Here is a 21,414-nt window from a genome sequence, read left to right as displayed (position 1 = left end):
CGGCTAGAAGCCCAATGGAAAGGCCGTCTGGGACCACAGTATGTATCCGTTGATACCGCCGAGGATTGCCGCGACCGGACCTGTCCACAGCAGGATCACCCCGCCGCCTGAGGCCAGTCTTGAGGATTGGCTTAGTTTGCCGGCCAACAGCATCGCAGCCCCGATGATCGCCACGATCGCAATGACGATGAAGGCGCCGACGAGGATGCCCCCGCCGATCTGCTTCAAGGACTCAAGAAAAGGAAAGTTCGTGTTTGGTGTGATCCCAGGATCCACCGCTGCCAGTACCATCTGGTGCTCCATCCAGTCGTCTCCCAATGAATGAGCTGATTGGGCTCACGACTTCATGGGGGCATAGTTTGCGAACGACATGACCTCTGGCCCGGTCGACGTCCACCCGGGCGATAGGCCAGTGCGCAGCCTTTGACAGCACCGAGGGAGTGAATGGGTCTTGGAACAGAGGCATCCCGAAAACCGGCGATCGTTCTGTCAGTTCTGCTTGACCAACCGCCGATCGACCCATCTCTCATCAGTGTCTCCCCTCATCGTTGGAGTAGGAGGTGGGTAGTTTCTCTGCAGAAATCCTCCCTGTTTGCCGAGCCCCAACCTAGGTGGCATCAAGGTAGCGCCCCGCGATGTGGTCGTGCAGAGGGTTCCCACCCCGTCTCGCTCATGGTCACTACCCTTCTGTCGCCGCTTCGTGCGCCCGGGCCTCCTCGTCAAATCGGTACAGCAGGCTGCAAGCCACCATGATGCCCTGGACGGCGTTGCGGCGGTTGTACTGGCGGGGACTCACCGTGTGTGCAGTGGCGTTGCGGCTGAATGCTGCGGGCACCTTGTCCCCGTCGGCGACGAAGAACTGCTGGTACGTCTGCCACATGGGAGCGAATGCAATGAACTGCCGAACGCTGAATTCGTCATAGGCGTCCTTGGTCCGCTTTCCATTCCGATCGGGAGTGTACTTGTAGCGGTCCTTTCCGAAGTACGAAGTCAGGATCGCATCGATGAGCGAGCCGGCGAGTGCTTGGGCAGCCGCAGTATGCCCCGCGTCTAAAGCATCGAGCGCGGCCACGGCGAATGGGACATACGGTGCAACCGCGTCGGTGCCACATCCGTTGACGGCCGTACGACAGTCGGACGAAATCGCCTTCCAGCGTCGACCCAGGATCTCTCGCCTTGCTCGTGCCCCGTTCGCTCGGATTATCGCTTCGGCGATCTGCGGCCGCGGCAGTCCGTAGAGTGGGATGCCGTCGGCCATGACGACTTGCTCTACTTCTTCGAACTCCAGCCCCTCGATGCTTCGGAGGTTCGGCGGGTAGAAGGCAGCGCGCATCGATGCGAGTACCGGTGCGATGTTCTTGAGCCATGTCGCCTGATGTGTCGTGAACTGCTGTGCGATCCGGGCTGCGCCCGCAAAGGCGCTGAAATCGATGTTCTTCGTCAACTGGGAGGCAAGCAGGTTCAGGTTGGGTTGACCAAGTGAGTAGGTCTTGAAGATGTCGCTGCTGATACTGGCGAATTGCTTTTGCCAAGGTGGCTGCATGGCGAACATCGGTCTGATCGCTCTGGCGACTACGGATTGTTGTGATTCGAAGATGCGCGAGGCGGCAAAGATGTTCTTGAAAATTGATTCCGGGAGCTTGAAGTTCGGGGGTCCGATGTTGCGGGCCAGCGACTGATGAATGCCCTCCAATGTCCTTGCTAGGTTTGCCTTCTGTTCGGGTGTGAGGGCGATGCGTTCTTCCGCATCGTCGTGATTCTCCGCGTCATCATCGGCGGATTCTTCTGAATGTTCGTTTTGGCTCACGAGAGCAGAGTAGCGGGCAACACTGACGATTTCTGACTTCGCTCGTCCGCGACAGGTCCGTTCACCGCACGCCACGTAATCCGCTCGACGCAGCCCACGGATCTCGTGTGACACGAGGCCGCGGCAAGATCCTGTTTTGGATACGGAATTACCCGATGGTCCGCACGGGGGAATCTGATTGGCCCAACATGGGCTATTCCGAATGTCGTCAGTCCATTGCGGGCGGTAATCAACTGAGCAAACCACTCGAACGTCTATCCACCCTTTCAGGCCATAACTGTGCCGAGACCTTGAAAAGCGATTCCGACGGTGTAAATTGCGGAAGCATAGGCCAAGGACTGGCTTTACGAATAGCGACTGGAGTTTTGGGGGCTTCACGATGCGCGTGATGATTGCGGGCAAGTCGGTGCCGATTAACCGGTCGGTGTTCGTTGACCTTCTGGAGAACTCCGTGGTGAACGGCCGGGCACCGTATATCCAGGCCCTGGAGAAGTCGAAGATCCCATATACCGATCTCTTGGACCTTGCCCGGAAGGCTGAGGTACCCCATCCACTGTTCTTCGCTCCCCCAACCGTAGTCCAGGCACAACTGCGCGCCAAGACCTCAAAGCTGCTTCAGGGAGTTGCGCCGGAGACGTTCACGGTGAACACCCGGACAACTGTAAAGCTGCGAGACGTCGAGCTGATCGTGAAGGACCTCCTCCGCAAGCAGGATCTGGCCCGGAAGCACGACCCCACACTCGTCAAGAACAAGATCGTCGGACTGCTCCGCAAGCCACGGCCGACCATCCGTGAAGATGCCGAGGCGCTGATCAATGCCCTCGGACTCGACCGTGATGCGATCCGTCAGGTTCGTAAGAAGGAAGCTGCGCTGGAGCTGATCATCAAACGGCTCGAAGCCAATCAGGTGCTCGTGTCCCGGAGCGTGCGAGGATACATGCCCCAGCTCATCGAGGTGCATTTCAGCGGCATGACAGTGCGCGACTCGAAAGTGCCCTACATTTTCCTGACCGGCGGTGATCACGGGGACTTCCAAGAGCCTTACGGGCGGCAGATCTTCACCCTCGTCCTAATGGCAGTGCTCGTTGCCCGCGGGATCTTCGCGCCGGTCAGCTACGACGCGAACAGTACAGCTCCTGACGCCGGCCGCGAGTACGACATCGTGGGTGAGATCCTCATGCCCGCGGCCGAGATGCAGGGAATCATCCTCCAGGACCCCGACGATGTGAAGGCCGCTGCAGACCTGTTCAAGGTGACCCCGAGCGCCCTGGCGGTCAGGGCGCTCCGCCTTGGGAGGCTCACCCCGCTGATCGCGTCAGGTTACCTGCACGACCTCGAAAAGGAGTTCCGCGCCCGGAATAAGACGAACCGGACGAACCAGCCCAAACCTGTCAACGCGATCAGGAAGTACAGCGGCCGCGAGCTGACGGCACGCATGCTCCGCGCGGTTGAGGAGCGCCGGCTTTCCCAGCGTGAATTCTGCCGGGTCGTCTGCCTGAACCGCATCGGTACCGGTGACCTTGGCGAACTGAAGGCGGCTCTCCGATGAATGAGGAGATGTACCTCATCGACAACAACGTGCTCTCCCACCTGTCACCGGCACAGCGGTCGAGCGAGTTCTTCCGCGCACAATGCCGGATCCCGTCCGAGGTTCTCCACGAAGCAGACGGTTACACCGACGCGGATTCACTCACGGCGGTCGAATACCCGACGACAATGGGCGTGCTGAAGTTCCTCCAGAAGGTCATGGCCACAGTGCCGGAAGACGACACTTCGCTCGTGAACCTCTACGCGAACAAGGGCGCAGCGGACCCGCTGCTCGTGGCCTGTGCGCTGGACGCGATTCAAGAATCCGAGACGTGGCTGTTCGGCCCGGCATGGATCATCGTGTCCAACGACAAGGCCGTCCGCGCAAAGGGCGCAGAATTCGGCATCGAATCCTGCACGAGAGACGAATTCGTATGCCGGACGCAGGGCAAATGGCGCGATTAATTTTCGTTGCCCGGACGGCCGGTTCGGCCACGATGACGCAAATCGCGCTGAAGGCGGCGGCAGTCGTTCCCCGACGTCCAAGCGTAAACTCAAGAGATGCCATGGACGTCAAGCTGGGGTAAGAACGCCACGTGGACCGCTCCTGTCTTCGAAACAACTGGCCGAGCGCTGTTCGCAGCACAGGAGTTTGAGGACAGATGCAGGGCTTTGCTCCGGTTTCTGAACCTTATCGAGATTTATGAGAGTGCGACTGACGATCCGCTCGATTCGCTGATTGCCCGAGTGCCAAAAGACAAGCTGCTCGGCAAGACCATCGACGGTCTCAGGCGACACCGGGTGTTCGATGACGAAGACACCGCCGAAATACTCAAGGCCGCGAAGGACGCCAGGAACTTCATCGCCCATGAAAGCGCTCGATTCAACCCGGCGCGCCGCCGCCGGGACGTTGTAGAGAGGATCGAAAATGAACTCCGGCCCAAGTTGCGAGACCTTGCAATCGGCGACCACATAGTCTCAGAGGTGCTGCTTGCGATCGAAGACAAGGAGTCGACTTTCGGCATCTCATGGATCAAGGAAAGTTACCCCGACATTCTTGAGTCCTGGGTGCTCTTTCCGATAAAAGCGATTCTAAAATCTGAAGGAATGCCGCCCCTTCCTTACCCCGTCGACGATCCCTGGTACGCCGCGCGTAGGGCAGCCGACATTGCTTTGGCGGCAAAGTATCAGGCCGAACGCGCACAAGAGTGACTCCCTAAGTCCTGGTCCCGGACTCTCTTGCAGGACGGAACCCATCAGGGCTTCACCGTAGTTTCCGCGGCGCAGGGCTCTCTGCTCCGGCTGGCATGGTCCGCCACGGGCTTTCGCCTGACGGCCGATACCGCTGAGGTCGACGCTCCGCAGATTCAGATAAGGCAGTGCACCTGACGACATGTCGGTCACGACGAGATGATGCTCACCTAACGCCATGATTTACCAGTAGTCATCCAAGCCGTATTGCCGACTGAGGTAACGGTCTTGGCGCTCCTTCAGGGTGTCCATGGAAACCGGTTCTTCCTTCAGTTCGAGGGACAGAAGCGGGAAAGTCCATTTCTCGGGAATTAGACGCAAGGCGCTGCGCAGCTTCTCGGACGGGACTGTATCCGAGGTCAAGGTCGCTTTGAGCACTTCCCAGGCCTTGTCGCGGCAAAATTCCCAACGAGTATCTGAGTCGAAAGTGGCTCCCTTCCATGCCGCCGCCGTAGCCTGTGCCCCTCTCGCTGTTAGAAGTCCTGCATGCTTCATGGCCAAGACGAGGCGGGCCGCTCCCATGTCGACGTGGAACTGGTCCGGGTCTCCTCCTGTCCACATGTAGTCGTCATCTGTCTCTTCGTAGTCGACGTAAAGGGCGTTCTCGCGGGTTCTGAGCAAGTCGTTGCGCCAGATCCAGTCAACATCATTGGGGCCATCGAGGTAGTGGCTCGGACGAAGCCATGTTAAGTAGCGTTCGATCTCACGGAAGTCTGCAGGGTTGCTGGCATGAACGTTTGCATAGATCAAGCGTGGAAGATGAGAGTAGAAGTAATTGCACCCCTTGCGTGCCATCCCCTGGTCGTGCGTACGCGCGATGTCAAGGAGGATGAGCGCTTTGGCGCTTTCCTCGACGCAGATCGCTTGGAGAGCTCCAGCCCCGGACTTCTGGCCTTCCCTCAGCAGGTGTTCTATCGACGACATCAGCTGCTCAACATGGGCTCCCAGATGTTCTAGCCCGTCGCCGATGACGGAAAAGCGCTCCTCCCGCTTCAGGTCAAATATGCGGTGAAGCCTGCGTGCCTGCTTCATTGCGCAGACTCCTTGGATGAGGTTGAGATATCCAGAACCATGGCACATGCTATCCAAATCGAGTTGGGTAATGCAGCGCATCATCGACTGGGTGGAAACCTCGTGGCGGGGTGTACAAACGACCGCAGTTTTCCACATACGCCACGACTCCCCTACCGACTGCTGGCCGCTGATGCTGGACTGGCTCCATGCTTGGCTACGAAGACATCATCCTGCTCGGCGAAGAAGGGGTCCTCGTCATTCAGGAACACGAGCAGGGCCGCTGCTGGTGTGGAGAGATCTGGTGATGAGAAGACTGTTGCCCCGGGAGTCCGAGTCGTCAGACTGGAATGTTCGTCAGACGCGATTCCCCTTCCCCCGCGCGTCGGCTGCAGAAGGTAACGTCAGGTGAGTTTCATCGTTCCTTTGCAGGTCGGGTACCCGGCGCAGCCGAAGAACCGGCCGTAGGGCCCTTTGCGTTCCCTCATCGTGTGTTTCTTGCATTTCGGGCAGACCACTGGGGTGATATCGTCGCCTGTCGCGGATCGGACCTTGACGACACGATCTCCGACCAGCTCGAGGAGGAACGCTGATTCCCTACCGGCGCGCGTGACCAGGAGCGCTGAGCGCTTGGCACGGGTCAGTGCCACATAGAACAGGCGTCGTTCTTCTGCGTGTGGGTAGGAGTCAGGGGCGGACATGGCCAGTTGCAGGAGCGCATCATCCTCGACAATGCTGGGGAATCCGTTCCTCTCAAGGCCGAGCACAACGACGTAGTCTGCCTCCTTTCCTTTCGAGGCGTGCACGGTGTTGAACTCGATGGTCAGGTTGGCGTATCTGGCTTCCAGCGCCGAGGTGACATCGTCCTTGGACCGGGAGTACCGGCCGAGCAGCAGCACAGTGGCTGGCTCAGTGAGCTCTGAGTCAAGGGTTTTCAGGTGCTGCCGGACGGCCGATCCGTAGTGGCTGCGCTCCCGTACACTGACCGCGCATAGGGTCTCGCCAGCCTCCGGCGCTGAAGATCGGACGTTCTTGAAGATTTGATTGGGGTTTTTCATCACGAACCCACCCGCGACATCGCACAGGGACTGCGGGGACCGGAAGGTGCGATCCAGCCAGATGGTGGACGCTGTCCCGAACCAATTATCGAAGCGGGTCATCACACTGAGGTCTGAGCCCGCGAACCTGTTGATCGACTGCCAGTCGTCGCCGACCGCGTAAAGGTAGTTTCCAGGAGTCTTCATCAGCGCCCTCACCAGCGCCGCACGGGCAGAGCTGGTGTCCTGCATCTCGTCGACCATGACGAGCCGGTAAGGGCTCATCCAACGGCCCGACTCGACGTGATCGGTTGCGAGATTCAGCATGTCCTCGAAATCGATCTGGCCCGCGGCTCGGAGCTGACGGTCCCATTCGGCGAGGATGACGCCATACAGGCGTGTGAAGAGCCTGGCCCGCAAGGTTCGGCCGGCCCGCTGCGTCAGCACGTCAGGGGTGAGGCGGTTGCCCTTCGCGTGGGCCATGAACGACCGCATCAGCGTCATCATGGCTGGTTCGGTGATCGGAGGCTCCCCTACCGCCTCCCGGTAGGGGTCTTCCTCGAGTTGGATTCCGTGTCGGCGGAGCTCCTGTTCGAGGTGCTCGAACCCGGACCCGTCCCGGATGGTTGCCGAGGTTGTCTCGATAAGTCTTGTGCTGTATCGAGTGTGGGTCTGACGCCGCCACGCCATACTCTCGGCATACCCGTCAAAATGTGGCGGCGGGTTGCCGTCTGAACCGAGCGCCCAGTGCTCATGCCAGACGTCGATGTCCGGATAGCAGAAGTCCGGCTGATACTGACGGTGGTGCGCGTCCGCAACGTCGTGCGCGTAGGGTCGCTCGTATTCATATCGGACGCCGTTGAGGAAGAGCCAGTTGGCGATCATCACCTCTTCCTGGCTCTTGACGACCTCTCCAGCGAGAGTGCCGAAGCCGTTAATACCTGTGTTCCTGTCCGACTTCTCAGGTTCGGCTTCATCCCCGAGATCCGGCAGCTGCCTGCCGAACACGAGCCTGAAAAGGTCCCAGTCCCGCCGGAAGGCCGGTTCACGGTCGCGCAGGCCATCCACGATCCCCGCAAGCCGCCCCATCCCATTGTCCCTGGGGAGGTCATCGGGGACGGCGGGTTTGCGCCCGGTGGCTTCACCGACGACTCGCAGTCCGAAGGCGTGAAAAGTGCTCGACGCTACCGACGCGCCGTCATCGCCGAGGCGGGAGACAAGCCGCTCCGAGAGCTCACCGGCTGCCTTCTTGTTGAATGCGAGGGCGAGGATCTCCGTCGGCTGGGCGATGCCACGCCGGATCGCATACCCGGCGCGGGCTACCATCGTCGACGTCTTCCCGGAGCCCGCGGCCGCGATCACACGCACCCGGTTGTCGAAGCAGACCGTCGCCCTCGTCTGCTCTTCCGTCAACGGCGACTTCTCGACCTTGCGGAAGAAGTCTGCCAACTCGTTTTTCTCCCACTCCAGGAACGCCTCGTTCCGCTGGGCAGCCCACCTTGACAAGTCAGTGGTGCGGCAGGCGTCGACTGCGGCACGCTGGTCCTCACGTTTACCCTTGGGAAGCCCGGAGAGCCTCGGATCGCTGTCGGCAGCCAGCCAGACAGCGACGTCCGGACGGGAGCCCTCGAGCGCGGCGATCGTGTCCTGGTCCGCCCACCGTTGTCGGTCCATCACATCCCGGACCCGGGACCACCACAGGCTGGCCGCCTCGCCCTGCTCCTCAGCCTTTGAGAGCAGGGCGGCGAGATGCCGTCGCTCATCGAGCTCGGAGTGGTAAGCAGCGGCGACCTCACGCACCGCGCGACGAGACAGCCCATTGAGCACCGTCTCTGTCCCGTGGACGAGAGTGACGATGAGCTGCCCTGAGCCTTCATCGACTGCGAGTCCGAGGACGTCGATGACATCAGCGTCCACCTCCCGGGGGATTCCGCAGACGCGCAGGCGGCCCTCACGGATCGACAGCACCCATGACCCGGCACCTCTGAACGCGCGTGCCCACCAACCCGGCTTCCACTCCGTCATGCTTCCCCCGACTCACACATGTTCAAAAGGAGACCGTTGCCCTCTTTCCACGGTATCAGCGAGGAATTGTGTGTCGTCGAGTGCGTTCACCGGGTTCGTGCTGATCCGCAGGTACTGGACTCGGCGGGCTTGCCCGTCAACCCTTCGATGGCATGGTGGAGGCGGACCTCCCCAGCATGGAAGGATATGGCAGAGGTCTTGGGAGAAGGAATGGGTTGTGAGCACCACACACGAAGAAGTGAAAGCCGACCACGGGGCGCAAAAGAAACGTCCGCTCGTCCGCGTTGAGCCGCAAAGCCACCGTGACGACGGGTCGCCCATCGCAGGTGAAAATCAGGCGTATGTGACCCGCTCGGGCAAGCTTTTCCACACTCAATGGTGCTCGATCATGGATGGTCACTGGCGGGCCGTCAATGGAGGCATCTACGTGACCATGATTGCGGATGTGGGCCTGCGGGGACGCTGCCCGCAATGCGACCAGGACCCTGAAGAGAAGAAGCGCTCCAAATTGGAGCGTGCGGAGAAGCGGGCAGAGAGGCTGCGACTCAAAGAAGAAGCGAAAGCCGAGCACTGGGCAAAGGAACGGCCGCTGGTCCGCGTTGAGGCGCAAAGCCACCGTGACGACGGGTCACCTGTGGCAGGTTACGGACAGGTGTACGTCACACGAACCGGGAAACTGTTCCACACTCAGTGGTGCTCGATCATGGATGGTCAGTGGCGATCCGGCCAAAGAAGCATCTACGTAACCATGATGGCTGATGTGGGCCCGAGGGGACGCTGCACGCAATGCGACAGGGACCCTGAAGTGATGAAGCGCTCCAAATTCGAGCAGGCAGAATTGCGGCGACTCAACCAGGAACTGGATCAACTGGGCAGGACCATAGCGCGAACCCTCGTGGTGAAGGGACCGGAGGGGGTCAACACATTGGGCCCTCAAGTGATCCGGTTCAGGGAAACCGAGGCAGAGCTGACTGCATTGTCCGGTCGCGTCGGGGGCTCGTACTCATACGAAGCTCCGAACTCGTAGCTATTCCTTCATCGAACGACATCGGCCGGCTGCGAAGCTGGCGCGGACGGTTGCGAGATTCGACCAAGTTTGTCGTGGCTTCGCTGTGCTTCAGCCGGCGATTCCGAGTTTGCCGGCTCGCCCGCCCTTGATGCCATGGTCCTTGCCGTAGCGCCACAGGATGGCGTCGATGATGCGCAGTTCGGAAATGGGTGTCTGGACCGTAGAAAGCTTGTGAATGCGCCCCAATCGTCCAGCAAGGTCGGGGTCTTCCATGAAGAGGTTGTGCCAATTCAGCCATTGGCCTTCAGAGGTGTCTTTGCCCACGACTGCCCCAATTACTTTGTCCCAGATGGGGATGAGATGCGGTCGCTCCCTCGCCATGATCTTGCTGGCTGTGGTGGCCCCGACATCCCAGCGCGTTTTGGGTGTGCGTCTCAGCTCCTGCCAGAGCAGCCATGGGGGGCTGCCCTCCCCGAGAGTGGCATCTGCTTCCGCGACCGTGAGGTCGCTCATCTTCACGTCGGTGGGTATATCAGCCAGGAGATCTCGTATTTTCCCCGCCAACAGCTCCTCCTGCAGTCCGATGATGGCCTGGGCCGGCACTTTGACGCTGAGCATGGACACGGCGACAACGTCGCTGTCGGTGATCCTGTCCCTCACCTTCGGGTTGTCGCCGCGGTTCGCCCATTCATCAAAGTAACTGCCGGTACTGAGCAGCCCCGTCTTTGTGGACGGTTCGAGGTAGTAGCGCCGGAGCAGTTCGGCTGCGGCTTCGACGTTCTCTTCTTCCAGGATGGCTGGTAGTTCCATGAATCCCCCTATAGCTCCAATGCGCGGACTATGACCCTGACTGACCCTGCGACGTCGCTGGGTAGTCAGTCTGTATGGCGAACCTCAATCCCTGGGTGGTTCTCCATGACCCAGGCGGCCATCCGACGGCTCCGTGCCGAGATGAACTCCAGCGTGGCCTCCCGGTACGTTACGTACTCGTCTTTTGTGGCCGGCATCCCGGAACGCTTGAAGTTGTCGAAGGGCAGGTAGAACCGAACCTCTTCGTAGTCGGGTGTCACGAGGTCTTGAAAGTGGAAGAACTCCACGAACCCTTTGAACCCTTGCTCCCGCTGCCCGAAGAGCTCGAAAAAGTCCTTGTAGGCGGTGGCGACATCGGCAAGGGGGCTGTCTGGTTCTCCTGTGTAGTGACGCCGGATGCATTCGCGAGTGAGGTCTATGCGGTCCGCGATGAGCAGCCGGCTCCCTCGGGCCGTGTTCATGGTTGGGAGATCCTTCGACCGGAGCGGCCAGATCATTGCGCTGCCGATCGTGTAGGGCGGGTTGAGGTACTTGATCTTCTGTGCCGGAGTCAACTCTTCGATGGCGTTGACCAGGGCCCTTGATCTGGGCCTCTTCGCCTTTATCCAGGTGGTGTAAGAGGCGGTGATGGCGTCGCTGCCGCAGCAATGCCGATCTGTGGCGTCTGTGAAGATGAGGTACTCGCTCTTTCTGGTTGTCACCTTCGGAGCGAAATCATCTTCGGACGGCAGCTCTTTGCTCCAGAGCAGCTCATGGTCCCACCAGAGCAACTGGCTGTCACTATCAGCGTCGGGTTTGGTCCTTGAAGGTGTGTCGGTCTTGTAGTTGAACGAAGTGTCAAAGACGCGCGGCAGATGCTGCTGCGGATATTTCGGATACCTCAAGATTCCCCCAAAGACCAAAGTGATCAGACGCTGTTCACCGTACCGGAGTCAGGGTTTCGGGCACTGGTTCCCAAGGCTCTTTAGATGTGGCTGACAAGGCCAGGACCGTCCGCTCACTGGCTCTATTGAAAGTTGGCCAGTCGTCGATCCTCATTGCGGCCGACAATGAAACGGTCGGCATGCTCAATGAGCGCACCCAAGCGGACCGAGCTGGGCAGGGTGAAGTTGATCCCGGACTAACGATGCTTCTCAGCGGCGGCCTAAATCCAGGTCTTGGTGACCAATCATCGCCCGGGAAAATGACCGGCGACTCATCGATAGCAACGGTGGCTTTGTCCGTCACGGAACGCTATTCGACGTCGAAGGCATTCGGCGGCGCGACGGCTCACTGCATGCAGTGCTGCGCGACACAGGCGCGAGCGTCCTACTCCCCCGGGCGTATCTGGAGACATCCGTTGACGCGGACTCCTCTAATTCGCTGGGGGCTACTGGAAGAGGCCACGGCTCGAACAAGGCTGTGATCCTGGGGCTCACGGGTGAGCTCGCGGAGTCGGCCGGCACCAAGACGGCGGACAGCAGGTTTGCCGAGACGACCGAAGCCAAAACGATCCCCCGGAGAATCGGATGAATCCATGGTGCGCTTCCTCCTCACAGCAGCGGCCGTTGGCGTGCGGATTGATTTGGTGCGGTTGCTAAAGGTTCCGTATGGGGGATGCCTTGAATACGTGGTCTGCGGTCATCCGGTAGCGGAGGGCCCCGGGCAGTTCCCGGGGCGCAACCCACACTTGAAGGCCCTGGGATGCATCAAACATCTGGCGTGGATCATTAGCGTCCGCGGCAATCCAGAGTACGGAGGAGTCCGGCATGGCGTCTTCAACAAAGCCGGTTCTGATGACCCGTCCGTTATGCCGGACTTCCACCAGCGCGTTGATCAGCGTGCTCCATTCGACCTGCTCCCGTGGCGTTGCCCGTTTGGATCTCTCGAGACTTTCGGGCACTGACGCGGCAGGGCCGGCCGGTGCCCGCGGCAGCTGCCCCGGCGTAGCAGGCACGGTTTGGGGTTTGATCGTTCCCAGTGCAGCGGCGGTCTCCACAGTTCGATCCTTCACGTCCATGGACTCTGCAGCTCCGGCGGCCCAGGAACGCACCTGTGCCACGTCATCCCGGATCTGCGCTGCGAGTTCATCCGGCCCGTGGAAACGTCGTTGGGTGCGGATATGGGAGTACAGAGTTACCTCAACAGTGCGCCCGTACAAGTCACCGGCATAGTCCAGAAGATGGGCCTCCAGGAGCCGGGTTCCATTACGGTAGTAGGTCGGACGACGCCCTATCGAGACGGCCGCAACATAGGCCCCGTCCTCCCCTTCGGATCTGAGGCGGACCGTGCCTGCCCAGACGCCATCCCGGATTTCCCCGTCCGGAACGGTGAGGTTGGCGGTGGGGTAACCAAGCTCACGCCCCCGCGCGTCACCGTGTTCAACTACGCCCTCAAGCCGGACGGTGCCCCTGATCCCTGTTGCGTACTCGGCTTTGGAATTGCATGTCATTTGCTCACCCCGATTGTCTGGCTGGTTCCGGGCACAGCGCCGTGGCTAGGGTCAGATGCCTCATCGACGGAAGGGTGGTGGCCGGTCGCGTCGAGCACACTGTCCAGCCAACTCACCCGGTTGGCGAAGCGTTTCACCTTATGTGCGGCAGCCCACCGGTAGCAGTCATGCTCCCAATTGAGACGCAGCCGGCGGCGGGAAGTTAGAACAGTGAAAGTGTGCACGAGCCAAGGCATCCCCGACCCGTCGGCGATCACCAGATCCGGGCCCCGCCGGAGGTCCAGGAGGTCCTTGGCCTGCAACGCCGTTTCTTCAAACAGCTCTTCAAGAGCCTGCTGCTCAGGCGTCGCCCCAGCTTCAACAAAACCCGTGATGCAATGCCAACGTCCACTGTCATGGCCAAGACCGTGGCTCCTTCTGAACAAAGCAACCTTGCCCCGCCACTCGATGACAGTAGCAATGACGGTGTGTCCGACGGGAATGTCGATTGAGGCCCCGGGATGAGACCCGAGAGCAGGGGGTGCCATGATGGTGCTCATTTCGTCCTTTCAACTCCCTCGAAGGGCCTGTTTTTGCTCCCTCGCATTTTGCCAAGGCCTGACCTGGAGATTCGTATCCCCGGTCTAGAAACTTCCTGGTCAGGGGCGGAGATAGCGGTATTTCCCTTTGAAGTAAAGGAGGGGTTCGTGGATGTGCCAATCAGCCGGGCTCATCTCGTTGACCCTACCTAGGACGATGAGGTGGTCTCCTGCGTCGTGCTCGGCCCAGATGTCGCAGTCGAGCCACATGAGTGTGTCTTCGATGACTGGGTTGCCGGCGCGGCTTGCCTCCCAAGCGATGCCGGCCCACTTGTCGGTGCCTTTTTTGGCGAACTGGTTCGACACGGAGACTTGTTTATGGGAGAGGACGTTGACGGCAAACTTCCCGGTCTCCCGTATGCGCGGATAGGTAGTTGAGGTTTTCATGACGCTGAACGAGATGAGCGGCGGTTCGGTAGAGACGCTGTAGAAGGACTGGCAGGTGAAACCAATCGGCCCCGTTTCATCGATACCGCTGATGATCGTGATTCCGGATGCGTAGTGCCCGAGGGTGTCACGGAAGGCCCGGGGATCGATAATCTGCTGCTGAAGTGCGGTGTTCATGACTGACTCACCAAGCTTTCTGGTTGTGGGTGAATTGGTTGTCGGGCCAGGCAAAGCCCAGCTGCTGTCGGGCGTCTCCGGGCACTTACGTAAGAACCTCTGCGCTTCTGCCGTTCGGGACTACAAGGTTGACGAAGTCCACGAGTTCTTCAGCGAGGAGGCAATCGAATCTGTCCTTACTGTCTGGCAATGTTTCTATTGGACGTTTCAATACTGGCCACCACGGCTATTAGCTGGCCATGGACGATCGTCGTGAAAAAAGACAAAACCGTTGAACGAGGGACTTCTCACATAGGGTTGCGGGGCGGTGTTAGGTCCACAAGAAACGCCGTCCGGCCTCGTTATCTCAAACGGGCTGGAGGCCGCGCCAGCCTTCGTCCTCGTATCAATCCTGGTCCAGCCCCGGCATCTGGGTCGCCCCGTGGTGATGCCAGCGTGCTGCTAAACCCTTGGTACAGGTCATGATCGGGTAGAACGTCTGCCGTACTCTCTTCCATGAATGGACTCCCTCGCGGGCACGGAATGTAGGTACATGCGCGCTGACTAATCGCCTACTCCTGGCACCGCTCGCGTTACCGGAAGCGGAAAGAGAAGTACCCGTGTCCTGCCGTTTGGCCTTTTTTCACGACGCTCGTCCATGGCCAGTGCGTAGCCGGAATGGTCACTATTGAGACGTTCATAAAGTCCAATCCTCAGGAAGTCAGGAGCGATTCCATGGTGGTCGATTCCCCACACGGTGGTCCTCAGTCTGCAACCGCGGTCGTTTACAAGCGACCGGAAGTATTTGAAATCGAGTCAGTTCCGCTGCCGGAGCTCGCCCCGGGTGAACTGCTGGTCCAGGTAGAGATAGCAGGCGTGGACGGTTCTGAACTCCACATGTTCCGTGGAGCATTCGACGCTCTCAATGAAAGGGCGCCGCTGATCTTCGGTGACGAAATTATCGGGCGGGTCGTGGCGGCCGGTGAACCGGTAAGAGAGGGAATTGCTGTCGGTGATCGCGTAACCGTCGAAGCACGTTGGCCATGCGATGGTTGCCCGACCTGTGACAGGGGGCAGTATTATTCGTGTGAAAACAATCCCGGCCGTGAAGGCTACGGCCACATTTCCCTGAACAGGTCACCCGGCCTGTGGGGTGGATATGCATCACACGTCTTCGTTCCTGAACGTGCGCTTGTCTACCGTGTGCCAGACGAACTGGACCTCGAGTCGGCACTCTTGGCTTGTTCTGTCTTGGCCAACGGGCTGCGGTGGAACAACTTCGCCGGGATCGGCTCCGGGGATCGTGTCGTCGTCGTGGGCCCAGGTCCGCAGGGACTGGCATGTGCTGCCGTGGCGCGGAGGGCCGGTGCGAAGGTAGTCGTGATCGGGGTAGAGCATGACTCTGAACGTCTCGCAGCTGCAACCCGTCTTGGAGCAGAAGCGGCGCTGGTTTCGACTCCCGGGGCGGAAGACGAGCTGGTCAAGGAGGTCCGTGCCATCCTCGGCGAGGTCGACTACGTCGTGGAGGCTTCCGGAGCCGCGGCAGCCAAAGAACTGGCAGTTCAACTAGTTCGTCAGCAGGGGACCATTGTCAACGTTTCAGTTTCACGTAGCGGGTCGGTCGACTGGATGGCCCTCCTACGCAAGGAAGTGACGCTCGTGCACGCGCTATCCCACCCCCACACAGTGGAGGCCGCTTTCCAACTTGCGGTAGAGATGCAGGAGCAAGGCACAAATTGGGGGGAACTGGTGACTCACCGTTTCGGCCTCTCCCAGGCTGAACAAGCCATCCAGGTCGCGTCATTCAACACTGAAGAACGCCCGATCAAGGTCGCCCTCCTACCTTCACTCGATGAACACGACACGAAAAAGGCATAACAATGAAAACCAACGCAAAGGAGCGTTTCGATTCACTGGTAGGGCGGGGGCAGCGGCCCCTGGGCGCGTTCGTGATGTCGAACGACCCAACGACCAGCGCCATCTTCGCCAGCACCGGCTTTGATTTCGTCATCATCGATCGAGAGCACGGCATGATTGACCTCGCTGCCGCCGTCGGTCACGTCCGTGCCGCGGAGATGGGCGGAGCCACTCCCCTGATTCGCGTTCTGGAGCCAACACCGGCCTCAATCCAGCAGGCGCTCGATGCTGGTGCACATGGCATTATCGTCCCTAAGGCAGAGGACCCAGGAGAGATTGAGCGGCTCGTAAAAGCAACGCGGTATCAGCCAGGCGGACGAGGTAAGTGCCCACAAACCCCTGGGGCAAATTTCGATGGCACGGACTGGCAAGCCCGTAGCACGCGTCACAATGAAAACGTGTTGCTGGTGCCGCTTTTGGAGACAATCTCGGGCGTCGAAAACGCGGCGAAGATTGCAGCGGTTGACGGTGTCGACTACCTCTTCTTCGGCCCGGCCGACCTCTCGCAGGATCTCGGTCTGGACACCCACGCGGACCGGGAGCAGATCCGCGAAGTGTGGAACGAGGTTCTGGCGGTCGTCCGCCCGATGGGGGTCCGGCTCGGAGCGCCAGCCGGATACGGCTTTGACGAGGAGGCCGACTTCCTGACAGTCGGATCAGACGTCGGCAACATAAGGACCAAGGCTGCCGAGGGATTAACGCTGTTCAGACGAACCGGCTCTCAGGCAGGTGCTGCCGAGGCTCCAGCCGTGGGGCGATCCCTCGTGGCCGCGGGTGATCGCCGATGACTAGCGATCTGACAGCCGGTCAAGTCGACCGCTCGCACCCGGTGCCCTCTGAGACCAGCCTGGCATCTTCGTTCCAAGCCCTTGTCCGGGAGCGTCGGTCCTGCCGCAGCTTCCTTTCCAAACCTGTGGATGAGCTGACCTTGCGTGAGACGCTTGCTGATGCCGTGTGGGCGCCGTCCAATTGCAACACCCAGCCCTGGGAAGTCCATGTCGTCTCAGGTCCTGCCCGCGACCGACTTATCGCAGCCGTGGTGGAGGCCGAAGCAACCGATGCTCTCAGCCCGGATTTTTCGTTCGACGGTGCTGCCTACACGGGCCCGTTCGGCCTCCGTCGACAGGCCCAGGGGGCTTCATATCACGAAGCACTGGGAATCGACCGCCGGGATTACCAGAAGCGACGCTCGGTATCCGCACAGAATCTTTATCTCCACGGCGCACCGCACGTTGCCTTCCTCTTCATGCCGGAGGTCGGGGACTCCGTCCGTGTTGCTTCCGACGTGGGCATGTTTGCACAGACTTTCCTGTTAGCCCTTACAGCACGGGGACTCGCCGGCGTCCCGCAAACCAGCGTGGGCATGTTTGCCGACACAATACGCCGGGAATTGGGAGTTTCTGCCGAAAGCAAGCTGCTCTTCGGCATCTCGTTCGGTTGGCCCGACAAGAGTGCAGCCGCTTACAGTTATAGCAGCACAAGAGAGCCCCTTGAGAGCTTTGTCACCCTGCACCATCAGTGAATCAACCGAGTCCTGAAGTAACAGTCGAGCCGCACCGTTTCGAGATCTCATGCACTAGGACTCATTGAGAACTGGGCGTCTATCCCGCTGACTCAGATAGTGAACACCTTCCCTCAGGACCCTTGGATCCTGAGGGAAGGTGTTCATATGAAAACAACAACAGATTCCCGGCGATTAGCGGTGCTGGCTCGGGTGAGCCAGGGTGGAACATATCCCGGTCCTCGCTGCGTCGTCGACGGTGAAGTCTTCAAGCAGTCGACGGTGAAGTCTTCAAGGGTGAGTCCGTCCGCGATTGCCGGTGCAACGGCCAGGGTTTGAAATCGGGGTGAAAGTGGTAGGCCGAGGGCGGCGATATTGCCCTTCGGGGCCATTGATAGTACCGGTGGGGGCAGCGGCCCTGGCTACGGGGTCCGCTGGCCCCCACCAGTGTTTCTCACAGGGTCATAGTCGCGTGTTCGCGCATGTTGTGATTGCCGGTATGGACCCGGATGGTGTTGTGCACGATTTGGTTCATGATGGCGTGGGAGTGGACCCCGGAGAGCCGCTGGCGCCAGTCCTTTTTGGCGTACCCCGGCAGAACGCCGTCGGCGCCGAGTCGTACCGGCGCTCGAGCAGCTCCAGCAGCATACTGCGCATGCCCTCGTCGGTATGGTCGAGAAACCATCCGACGATCACCAGCAGGGTGAAGGCCGCGTACTTTTTCAAAAACCTCGTGACCCCCAATGGCTTGTCCTTCGCCAGCACCCAGGCTTCCTCGAGCTCGGGCATGCCCGACAGGGACTTCCCGGACCCGGTGAAACCTTGAAAAATGACGTTTCTGCGCCTGTTCTATGAACTGAGCATGTGCCGAGCCGGGCGATCAGGTTCCGGTCCAGGCGCCTTCGTCCACGAGGTTGAGCCGACGCAGGTCCGCGTCCGGGTAGCATAAGCCGGCCAGTCGGATCAGTCCCTCGACCTTGGCGTGGTTAAAGCCGGAGTGTGCCTCGTCGACGGTCAGGCGGGTCGTTCCTCGAAGGCCCCCGAGTACGGGTGTCTCGTCCTGGGCCTCGAGCGCTTGCAGCATCGGGACGGCACCCACCTCACGCCGCATGGATTGGGTTTCGACATCGATCCAGCTCATTTGGCACCCCCCTTCGTTGCAGTTGGCACGCGCACGTAGCCGCCGTTTACTAGTCGAATATCCTATGGTGGCCTGAACCCGGCTCGCCTTCGTCCCGTTCCCTGGCATAGATCGGCTGTAGATGCGCATACCGTGGGACCTCACCTGGCCTGCCAGCGCAAGGCGAGCATGTCGCCTCGACCCCGGCCAGCCGAGTGGCGCCGGGAAAGCTGAAATACGGCCAGTGCCGCGTCAAGGCCCTGCTCGTCCACCGGGACGCGGGCGAAGGGCACTGAGTAGTGGTGCTTCCGCTCCCACGCCACGTGCCCGTTCCGGCCCACCCGGGGACCGTAAACCCACCTGCTAATTTCGTTGGCGGCTGCCGGCAATCCCGTCAGTAGGAGCTTTTCCTCGGCTGCGAACGCGCTGGAAACAACCCGCGGTGCCGAACCGGCAAAGGGGCTCTGCGACCTCGAAGCATTCCGGCTTGCAGCACCAGCACAGAGCCGATCACCGACCCGGGAACTGACGGCCGTCCTCGCCGACGGGAAGGATTCCCGCATCATCGAATCCGCGAACAATTGCCCCTATTGTTGGCCAGAAAGCAACGACACTCGGGAGCCAACAACTCTCCGGCCAGCGCGTCGAAATTCAAGTACCCACTTTGCGCGTCCTCGCGTCCCCTGCATAGGACCGGTCCTATGCACCAGCCTCACCAGTCCAACCGACGCGCCTGAGCCATCGATTATTTCGGCAGCATCCCAGCGCTTTCCGTCCGGGTCATCGCGTTGTAGTGCTCGGCGGGTGCACCATGGTGGTGGCAAGTGGTTCGGGCAGGCCAACTACTCCGGTTTGTTCGATTTTGTACAGCGCGCCGCTGTGCGGGTCGCTTGTGGGTCGGCCAAGCTTTTCAGGATCCAGGGAGGTCAAATACATGGTGTCGAACTTCTCGCCACCGAACTGGATGCTCGTCATGGATTTAACGCCGGTGGCGAGGCGCTGGTGGATCGTTCCGTCTGGGTTGTAGCAGATCAGCCCTCCGTCACTTCCGACGAAGGTCCACCATACCCGGCCGTCAGCGTCGACTGTCGCCCCGTCGGGGAGTCCGCTGATGTCGGAGGTGTCCGCAAAGACACGCTTGTTCGAGAGCGCACCGGTGGCGGTGTCGTAGTCATAGGCGTAGATGATCTTGGGGATCGTGTCGGCGATGTAGAAGGTGCGGCCGTCCGGGCTCCAGCACGGGCCGTTGGAGATGGTGAAGCCGTCGTCGAGTTTGGTGACGTTTTCGCCGTCGAAACTGTACAGGCCCGCGCCCGGACGGCGTGACTTGTTGCTGGCACCGGCAACAAAGCGTCCCTGCCGGTCTATTTTGGCGTCGTTGATCTGTTCTTCGTCGTTGTCGAATTCCACCTTGGCGATGAGGCGGAATACTCCCCGGTCGGGGTCAAAATCGTAAAACCCGTCGGCAAGGGCCGTGATTAGTCGCTGGTCCGTTGTGCGGCTGATTGCTGAGGGCTGCACGGGGGTCGGCCAGCTGGTGAAAAAATCCCCATCCGGGTTGTACCGCCAGATTGCGTTTCCCAGGATGTCGACGAAGTACAGTACGCCAGCGGTCGGGTCCCAGTACGGTCCTTCGCCCAGCGCGGTTTTCACGTCTCCAACACGTTGAATTTTCAACGTTTCCTCCTTGATTAGTACGGTTGACGCAGCAACTGCCTGTTGGCCGCGGCCCGGCCCGGAGCTTTGCTGAGGGTATTGCCGGCCAAGGTGGTCAGGAAGATCAGACTGTCCGCCCCGAGGCAAAGATGGCAACCCAAGTGACGAACGGAAAGCTGCCTGCAGCTGGACCCTTAGGAATCGTTTCGGGCACGCTCCGCCGGAGCAGAGCGCCACCCTCCGCCCGAACGTGCTGGTGAGTTGCATTCAGCTGCTTGCAGGCACGTGTTGTTCCTTGTTGGTCAACCGGGCATAACGGGCTTCGTGAATGATCTTGGAGTACTCCAATGCGGCCTCGGTCATTCGCATACGCACGTCGCGGCTTTCCGCTGTCTCGAGAATCTCTTTCGACTGCTTGCTTGACATCCGCAAGGTGAAACCAGATCGCAGCTGTTCGTCGAAATATTCCCAGTTGTCCAGTACCCAGGAGCCGCCGCTGCTGATCATGACTGCCTTGGCCAGATCCTCCTCCGACACCCCAAAGGCACGACCAAACTCCAACGATTCAATCGTAGCCAGACGTGTCACCGTCATGATCGCGTTGTTGGCGAGTTTGGCTACTTCTCCGCCCCCGAGAGCGTTTAGGTAGAGCGGCCGGCCGATCGACTCAAGCAGGGCGGTCTCGGCCCCCACTCCTTCCACAGTGGCACCAGCGAGAACTGACAACGTTCCGTTGCGTCGATCTTCGTGGCTGCCGCTTACAGGAGCGTCATACAGCTTCACCCCCTTCTTCGCCACCACCTCCGCCATCTCAATAACTGATGCCGGAGACACGGACGACTGAATAATGACCGTCTGACCGGGACGCAGGAACTCGGCCAACTCGTCAACCACCCGCATTACTTGTCCCTGAGGGTCAACGCAAACAATGATGACGTCGCTTACCGCAGCCAGTTCTGCCAAGGAAGCTGCGCTTTTCGCCCCCTTCGCTACGACAGCGGCGACTGCCGCCGGCTTGAGATCGAATACCACCAGGCGCACACCGGCCTCGGCTAAGTGAGTCGCTATTCCACTTCCCATGTTTCCCAGCCCGACGTAACCAACCACACCCATATATTTGGTCTTGTTCATGCCACTCCCTTTACCAAGACTCGAAGTGTGCCGCCCTCTGGCAGACATATAGATTGGTCC

22 protein-coding genes are annotated in these 21,414 nt (G+C 60.2%); 8 read left to right on the top strand and 14 right to left on the bottom strand.

The features are described 5' to 3' along the window. Nucleotides 1–3 precede the first annotated feature (3 nt). The gene (locus tag LDN82_RS10115; RefSeq protein ID WP_091466830.1) at nt 4–303 is read right to left on the bottom strand and encodes a hypothetical protein; all 300 of its coding nucleotides are present in this window, start codon (nt 301–303) and stop codon (nt 4–6) included. Between the two features lie 376 nt (nt 304–679). Continuing rightward, nucleotides 680–1,921 (bottom strand): hypothetical protein, encoded by a 1,242-nt coding sequence (locus LDN82_RS10110; RefSeq protein WP_224167259.1) that lies wholly within the window; start codon nt 1,919–1,921, stop codon nt 680–682. A 265-nt stretch (nt 1,922–2,186) separates the two neighbouring features. Between LDN82_RS10110 and LDN82_RS10105 the strand changes: the two genes are divergently transcribed. The 3 genes from LDN82_RS10105 to LDN82_RS10095 all read left to right on the top strand — a co-directional run bounded on the left by LDN82_RS10105 (nt 2,187) and on the right by LDN82_RS10095 (nt 4,546). Beyond that, nucleotides 2,187–3,356 carry a hypothetical protein gene (locus LDN82_RS10105; RefSeq protein WP_224167258.1) on the top strand — a complete coding sequence of 390 codons (1,170 nt, stop codon included), beginning with the start codon at nt 2,187–2,189 and terminating at the stop codon, nt 3,354–3,356. After that, nucleotides 3,353–3,799, top strand: coding sequence for a hypothetical protein (locus tag LDN82_RS10100; RefSeq protein ID WP_224167257.1), 447 nt, complete (start codon nt 3,353–3,355; stop codon nt 3,797–3,799). Before LDN82_RS10105 ends, LDN82_RS10100 begins: the two co-directional genes overlap by 4 nt. Before the next feature lie 96 nt (nt 3,800–3,895). Continuing rightward, on the top strand, nt 3,896–4,546 hold the full coding sequence (locus LDN82_RS10095) for a hypothetical protein (protein WP_224167256.1): 651 nt from the start codon (nt 3,896–3,898) through the stop codon (nt 4,544–4,546). 222 nt (nt 4,547–4,768) lie between these two features. Here LDN82_RS10095 and LDN82_RS10090 read toward each other — a convergent pair whose 3' ends face one another. Next, nucleotides 4,769–5,617, bottom strand: coding sequence for a hypothetical protein (locus tag LDN82_RS10090; RefSeq protein ID WP_224167255.1), 849 nt, complete (start codon nt 5,615–5,617; stop codon nt 4,769–4,771). Between the two features lie 383 nt (nt 5,618–6,000). Beyond that, nucleotides 6,001–8,658 (bottom strand): UvrD-helicase domain-containing protein, encoded by a 2,658-nt coding sequence (locus tag LDN82_RS10085; RefSeq protein ID WP_224167254.1) that lies wholly within the window; start codon nt 8,656–8,658, stop codon nt 6,001–6,003. A 217-nt stretch (nt 8,659–8,875) separates the two neighbouring features. Here LDN82_RS10085 and LDN82_RS10080 point away from each other — a divergent pair, with 217 nt between their 5' ends. Then, entirely contained in the window at nt 8,876–9,685 is an 810-nt protein-coding gene (locus tag LDN82_RS10080) for a hypothetical protein (RefSeq protein ID WP_224167253.1), read from the top strand. A gap of 90 nt (nt 9,686–9,775) precedes the next feature. Here LDN82_RS10080 and LDN82_RS10075 read toward each other — a convergent pair whose 3' ends face one another. Beyond that, nucleotides 9,776–10,477, bottom strand: coding sequence for a DUF6308 family protein (locus LDN82_RS10075; protein WP_224167252.1), 702 nt, complete (start codon nt 10,475–10,477; stop codon nt 9,776–9,778). 65 nt (nt 10,478–10,542) lie between these two features. After that, nucleotides 10,543–11,178 carry a hypothetical protein gene (locus LDN82_RS10070; RefSeq protein ID WP_224167251.1) on the bottom strand — a complete coding sequence of 212 codons (636 nt, stop codon included), beginning with the start codon at nt 11,176–11,178 and terminating at the stop codon, nt 10,543–10,545. A gap of 580 nt (nt 11,179–11,758) precedes the next feature. On the opposite strand from LDN82_RS10070, the gene LDN82_RS10065 reads away from it, so the two are divergent. After that, nucleotides 11,759–11,989, top strand: coding sequence for a serine dehydratase beta chain (locus LDN82_RS10065; RefSeq protein ID WP_224167250.1), 231 nt, complete (start codon nt 11,759–11,761; stop codon nt 11,987–11,989). A gap of 64 nt (nt 11,990–12,053) precedes the next feature. On the opposite strand, the gene LDN82_RS10060 is transcribed toward LDN82_RS10065, so the two are convergent. The 3 genes from LDN82_RS10060 to LDN82_RS10050 form a co-directional block, all read right to left on the bottom strand. Further along, on the bottom strand, nt 12,054–12,908 hold the full coding sequence (locus tag LDN82_RS10060; RefSeq protein ID WP_224167249.1) for a riboflavin kinase: 855 nt from the start codon (nt 12,906–12,908) through the stop codon (nt 12,054–12,056). Next, on the bottom strand, nt 12,905–13,435 hold the full coding sequence (locus LDN82_RS10055) for an NUDIX domain-containing protein (protein WP_224167248.1): 531 nt from the start codon (nt 13,433–13,435) through the stop codon (nt 12,905–12,907). The genes LDN82_RS10060 and LDN82_RS10055 overlap by 4 nt, the downstream gene beginning before the upstream one ends. 111 nt (nt 13,436–13,546) lie before the next feature. Beyond that, entirely contained in the window at nt 13,547–14,050 is a 504-nt protein-coding gene (locus tag LDN82_RS10050) for a flavin reductase family protein (protein ID WP_224167247.1), read from the bottom strand. Nucleotides 14,051–14,764: 714 nt separating this feature from the next. On the opposite strand from LDN82_RS10050, the gene LDN82_RS10045 reads away from it, so the two are divergent. Genes LDN82_RS10045 through LDN82_RS10035 form a run of 3 tightly spaced genes read left to right on the top strand, consistent with a single transcriptional unit; the run spans nt 14,765 to nt 17,468 of the window. Continuing rightward, entirely contained in the window at nt 14,765–15,907 is a 1,143-nt protein-coding gene (locus LDN82_RS10045; protein WP_224167246.1) for a zinc-binding dehydrogenase, read from the top strand. Between the two features lie 2 nt (nt 15,908–15,909). Further along, nucleotides 15,910–16,734, top strand: coding sequence for an aldolase/citrate lyase family protein (locus LDN82_RS10040; protein WP_224167245.1), 825 nt, complete (start codon nt 15,910–15,912; stop codon nt 16,732–16,734). Continuing rightward, nucleotides 16,731–17,468 (top strand): nitroreductase family protein, encoded by a 738-nt coding sequence (locus LDN82_RS10035; RefSeq protein WP_224167244.1) that lies wholly within the window; start codon nt 16,731–16,733, stop codon nt 17,466–17,468. Before LDN82_RS10040 ends, LDN82_RS10035 begins: the two co-directional genes overlap by 4 nt. Before the next feature lie 510 nt (nt 17,469–17,978). On the opposite strand, the gene LDN82_RS10030 is transcribed toward LDN82_RS10035, so the two are convergent. From LDN82_RS10030 to LDN82_RS10010, 5 genes are all read right to left on the bottom strand, one after another. Then, nucleotides 17,979–18,236, bottom strand: a complete 258-nt coding sequence (locus LDN82_RS10030) for an ATP-binding protein (protein ID WP_224167243.1) — start codon at nt 18,234–18,236, stop codon at nt 17,979–17,981. 91 nt (nt 18,237–18,327) lie between these two features. Then, a complete protein-coding gene (locus LDN82_RS10025; RefSeq protein ID WP_224167242.1) occupies nt 18,328–18,588 on the bottom strand; it encodes a hypothetical protein in 261 nt (86 codons plus the stop codon). 140 nt (nt 18,589–18,728) lie between these two features. Continuing rightward, on the bottom strand, nt 18,729–19,133 hold the full coding sequence (locus LDN82_RS10020) for a hypothetical protein (protein WP_224167241.1): 405 nt from the start codon (nt 19,131–19,133) through the stop codon (nt 18,729–18,731). 214 nt (nt 19,134–19,347) lie between these two features. Then, nucleotides 19,348–20,244 carry an SMP-30/gluconolactonase/LRE family protein gene (locus LDN82_RS10015; RefSeq protein WP_224167240.1) on the bottom strand — a complete coding sequence of 299 codons (897 nt, stop codon included), beginning with the start codon at nt 20,242–20,244 and terminating at the stop codon, nt 19,348–19,350. Between the two features lie 246 nt (nt 20,245–20,490). After that, nucleotides 20,491–21,354 (bottom strand): NAD(P)-dependent oxidoreductase, encoded by an 864-nt coding sequence (locus tag LDN82_RS10010; RefSeq protein ID WP_224167239.1) that lies wholly within the window; start codon nt 21,352–21,354, stop codon nt 20,491–20,493. Between the last annotated feature and the right edge of the window lie 60 nt (nt 21,355–21,414).

Source organism: Arthrobacter sp. StoSoilA2 (assembly GCF_019977195.1).
GTDB lineage: Bacteria > Actinomycetota > Actinomycetes > Actinomycetales > Micrococcaceae > Arthrobacter.
This window is presented reverse-complemented; position numbering and strand designations above follow the sequence as displayed.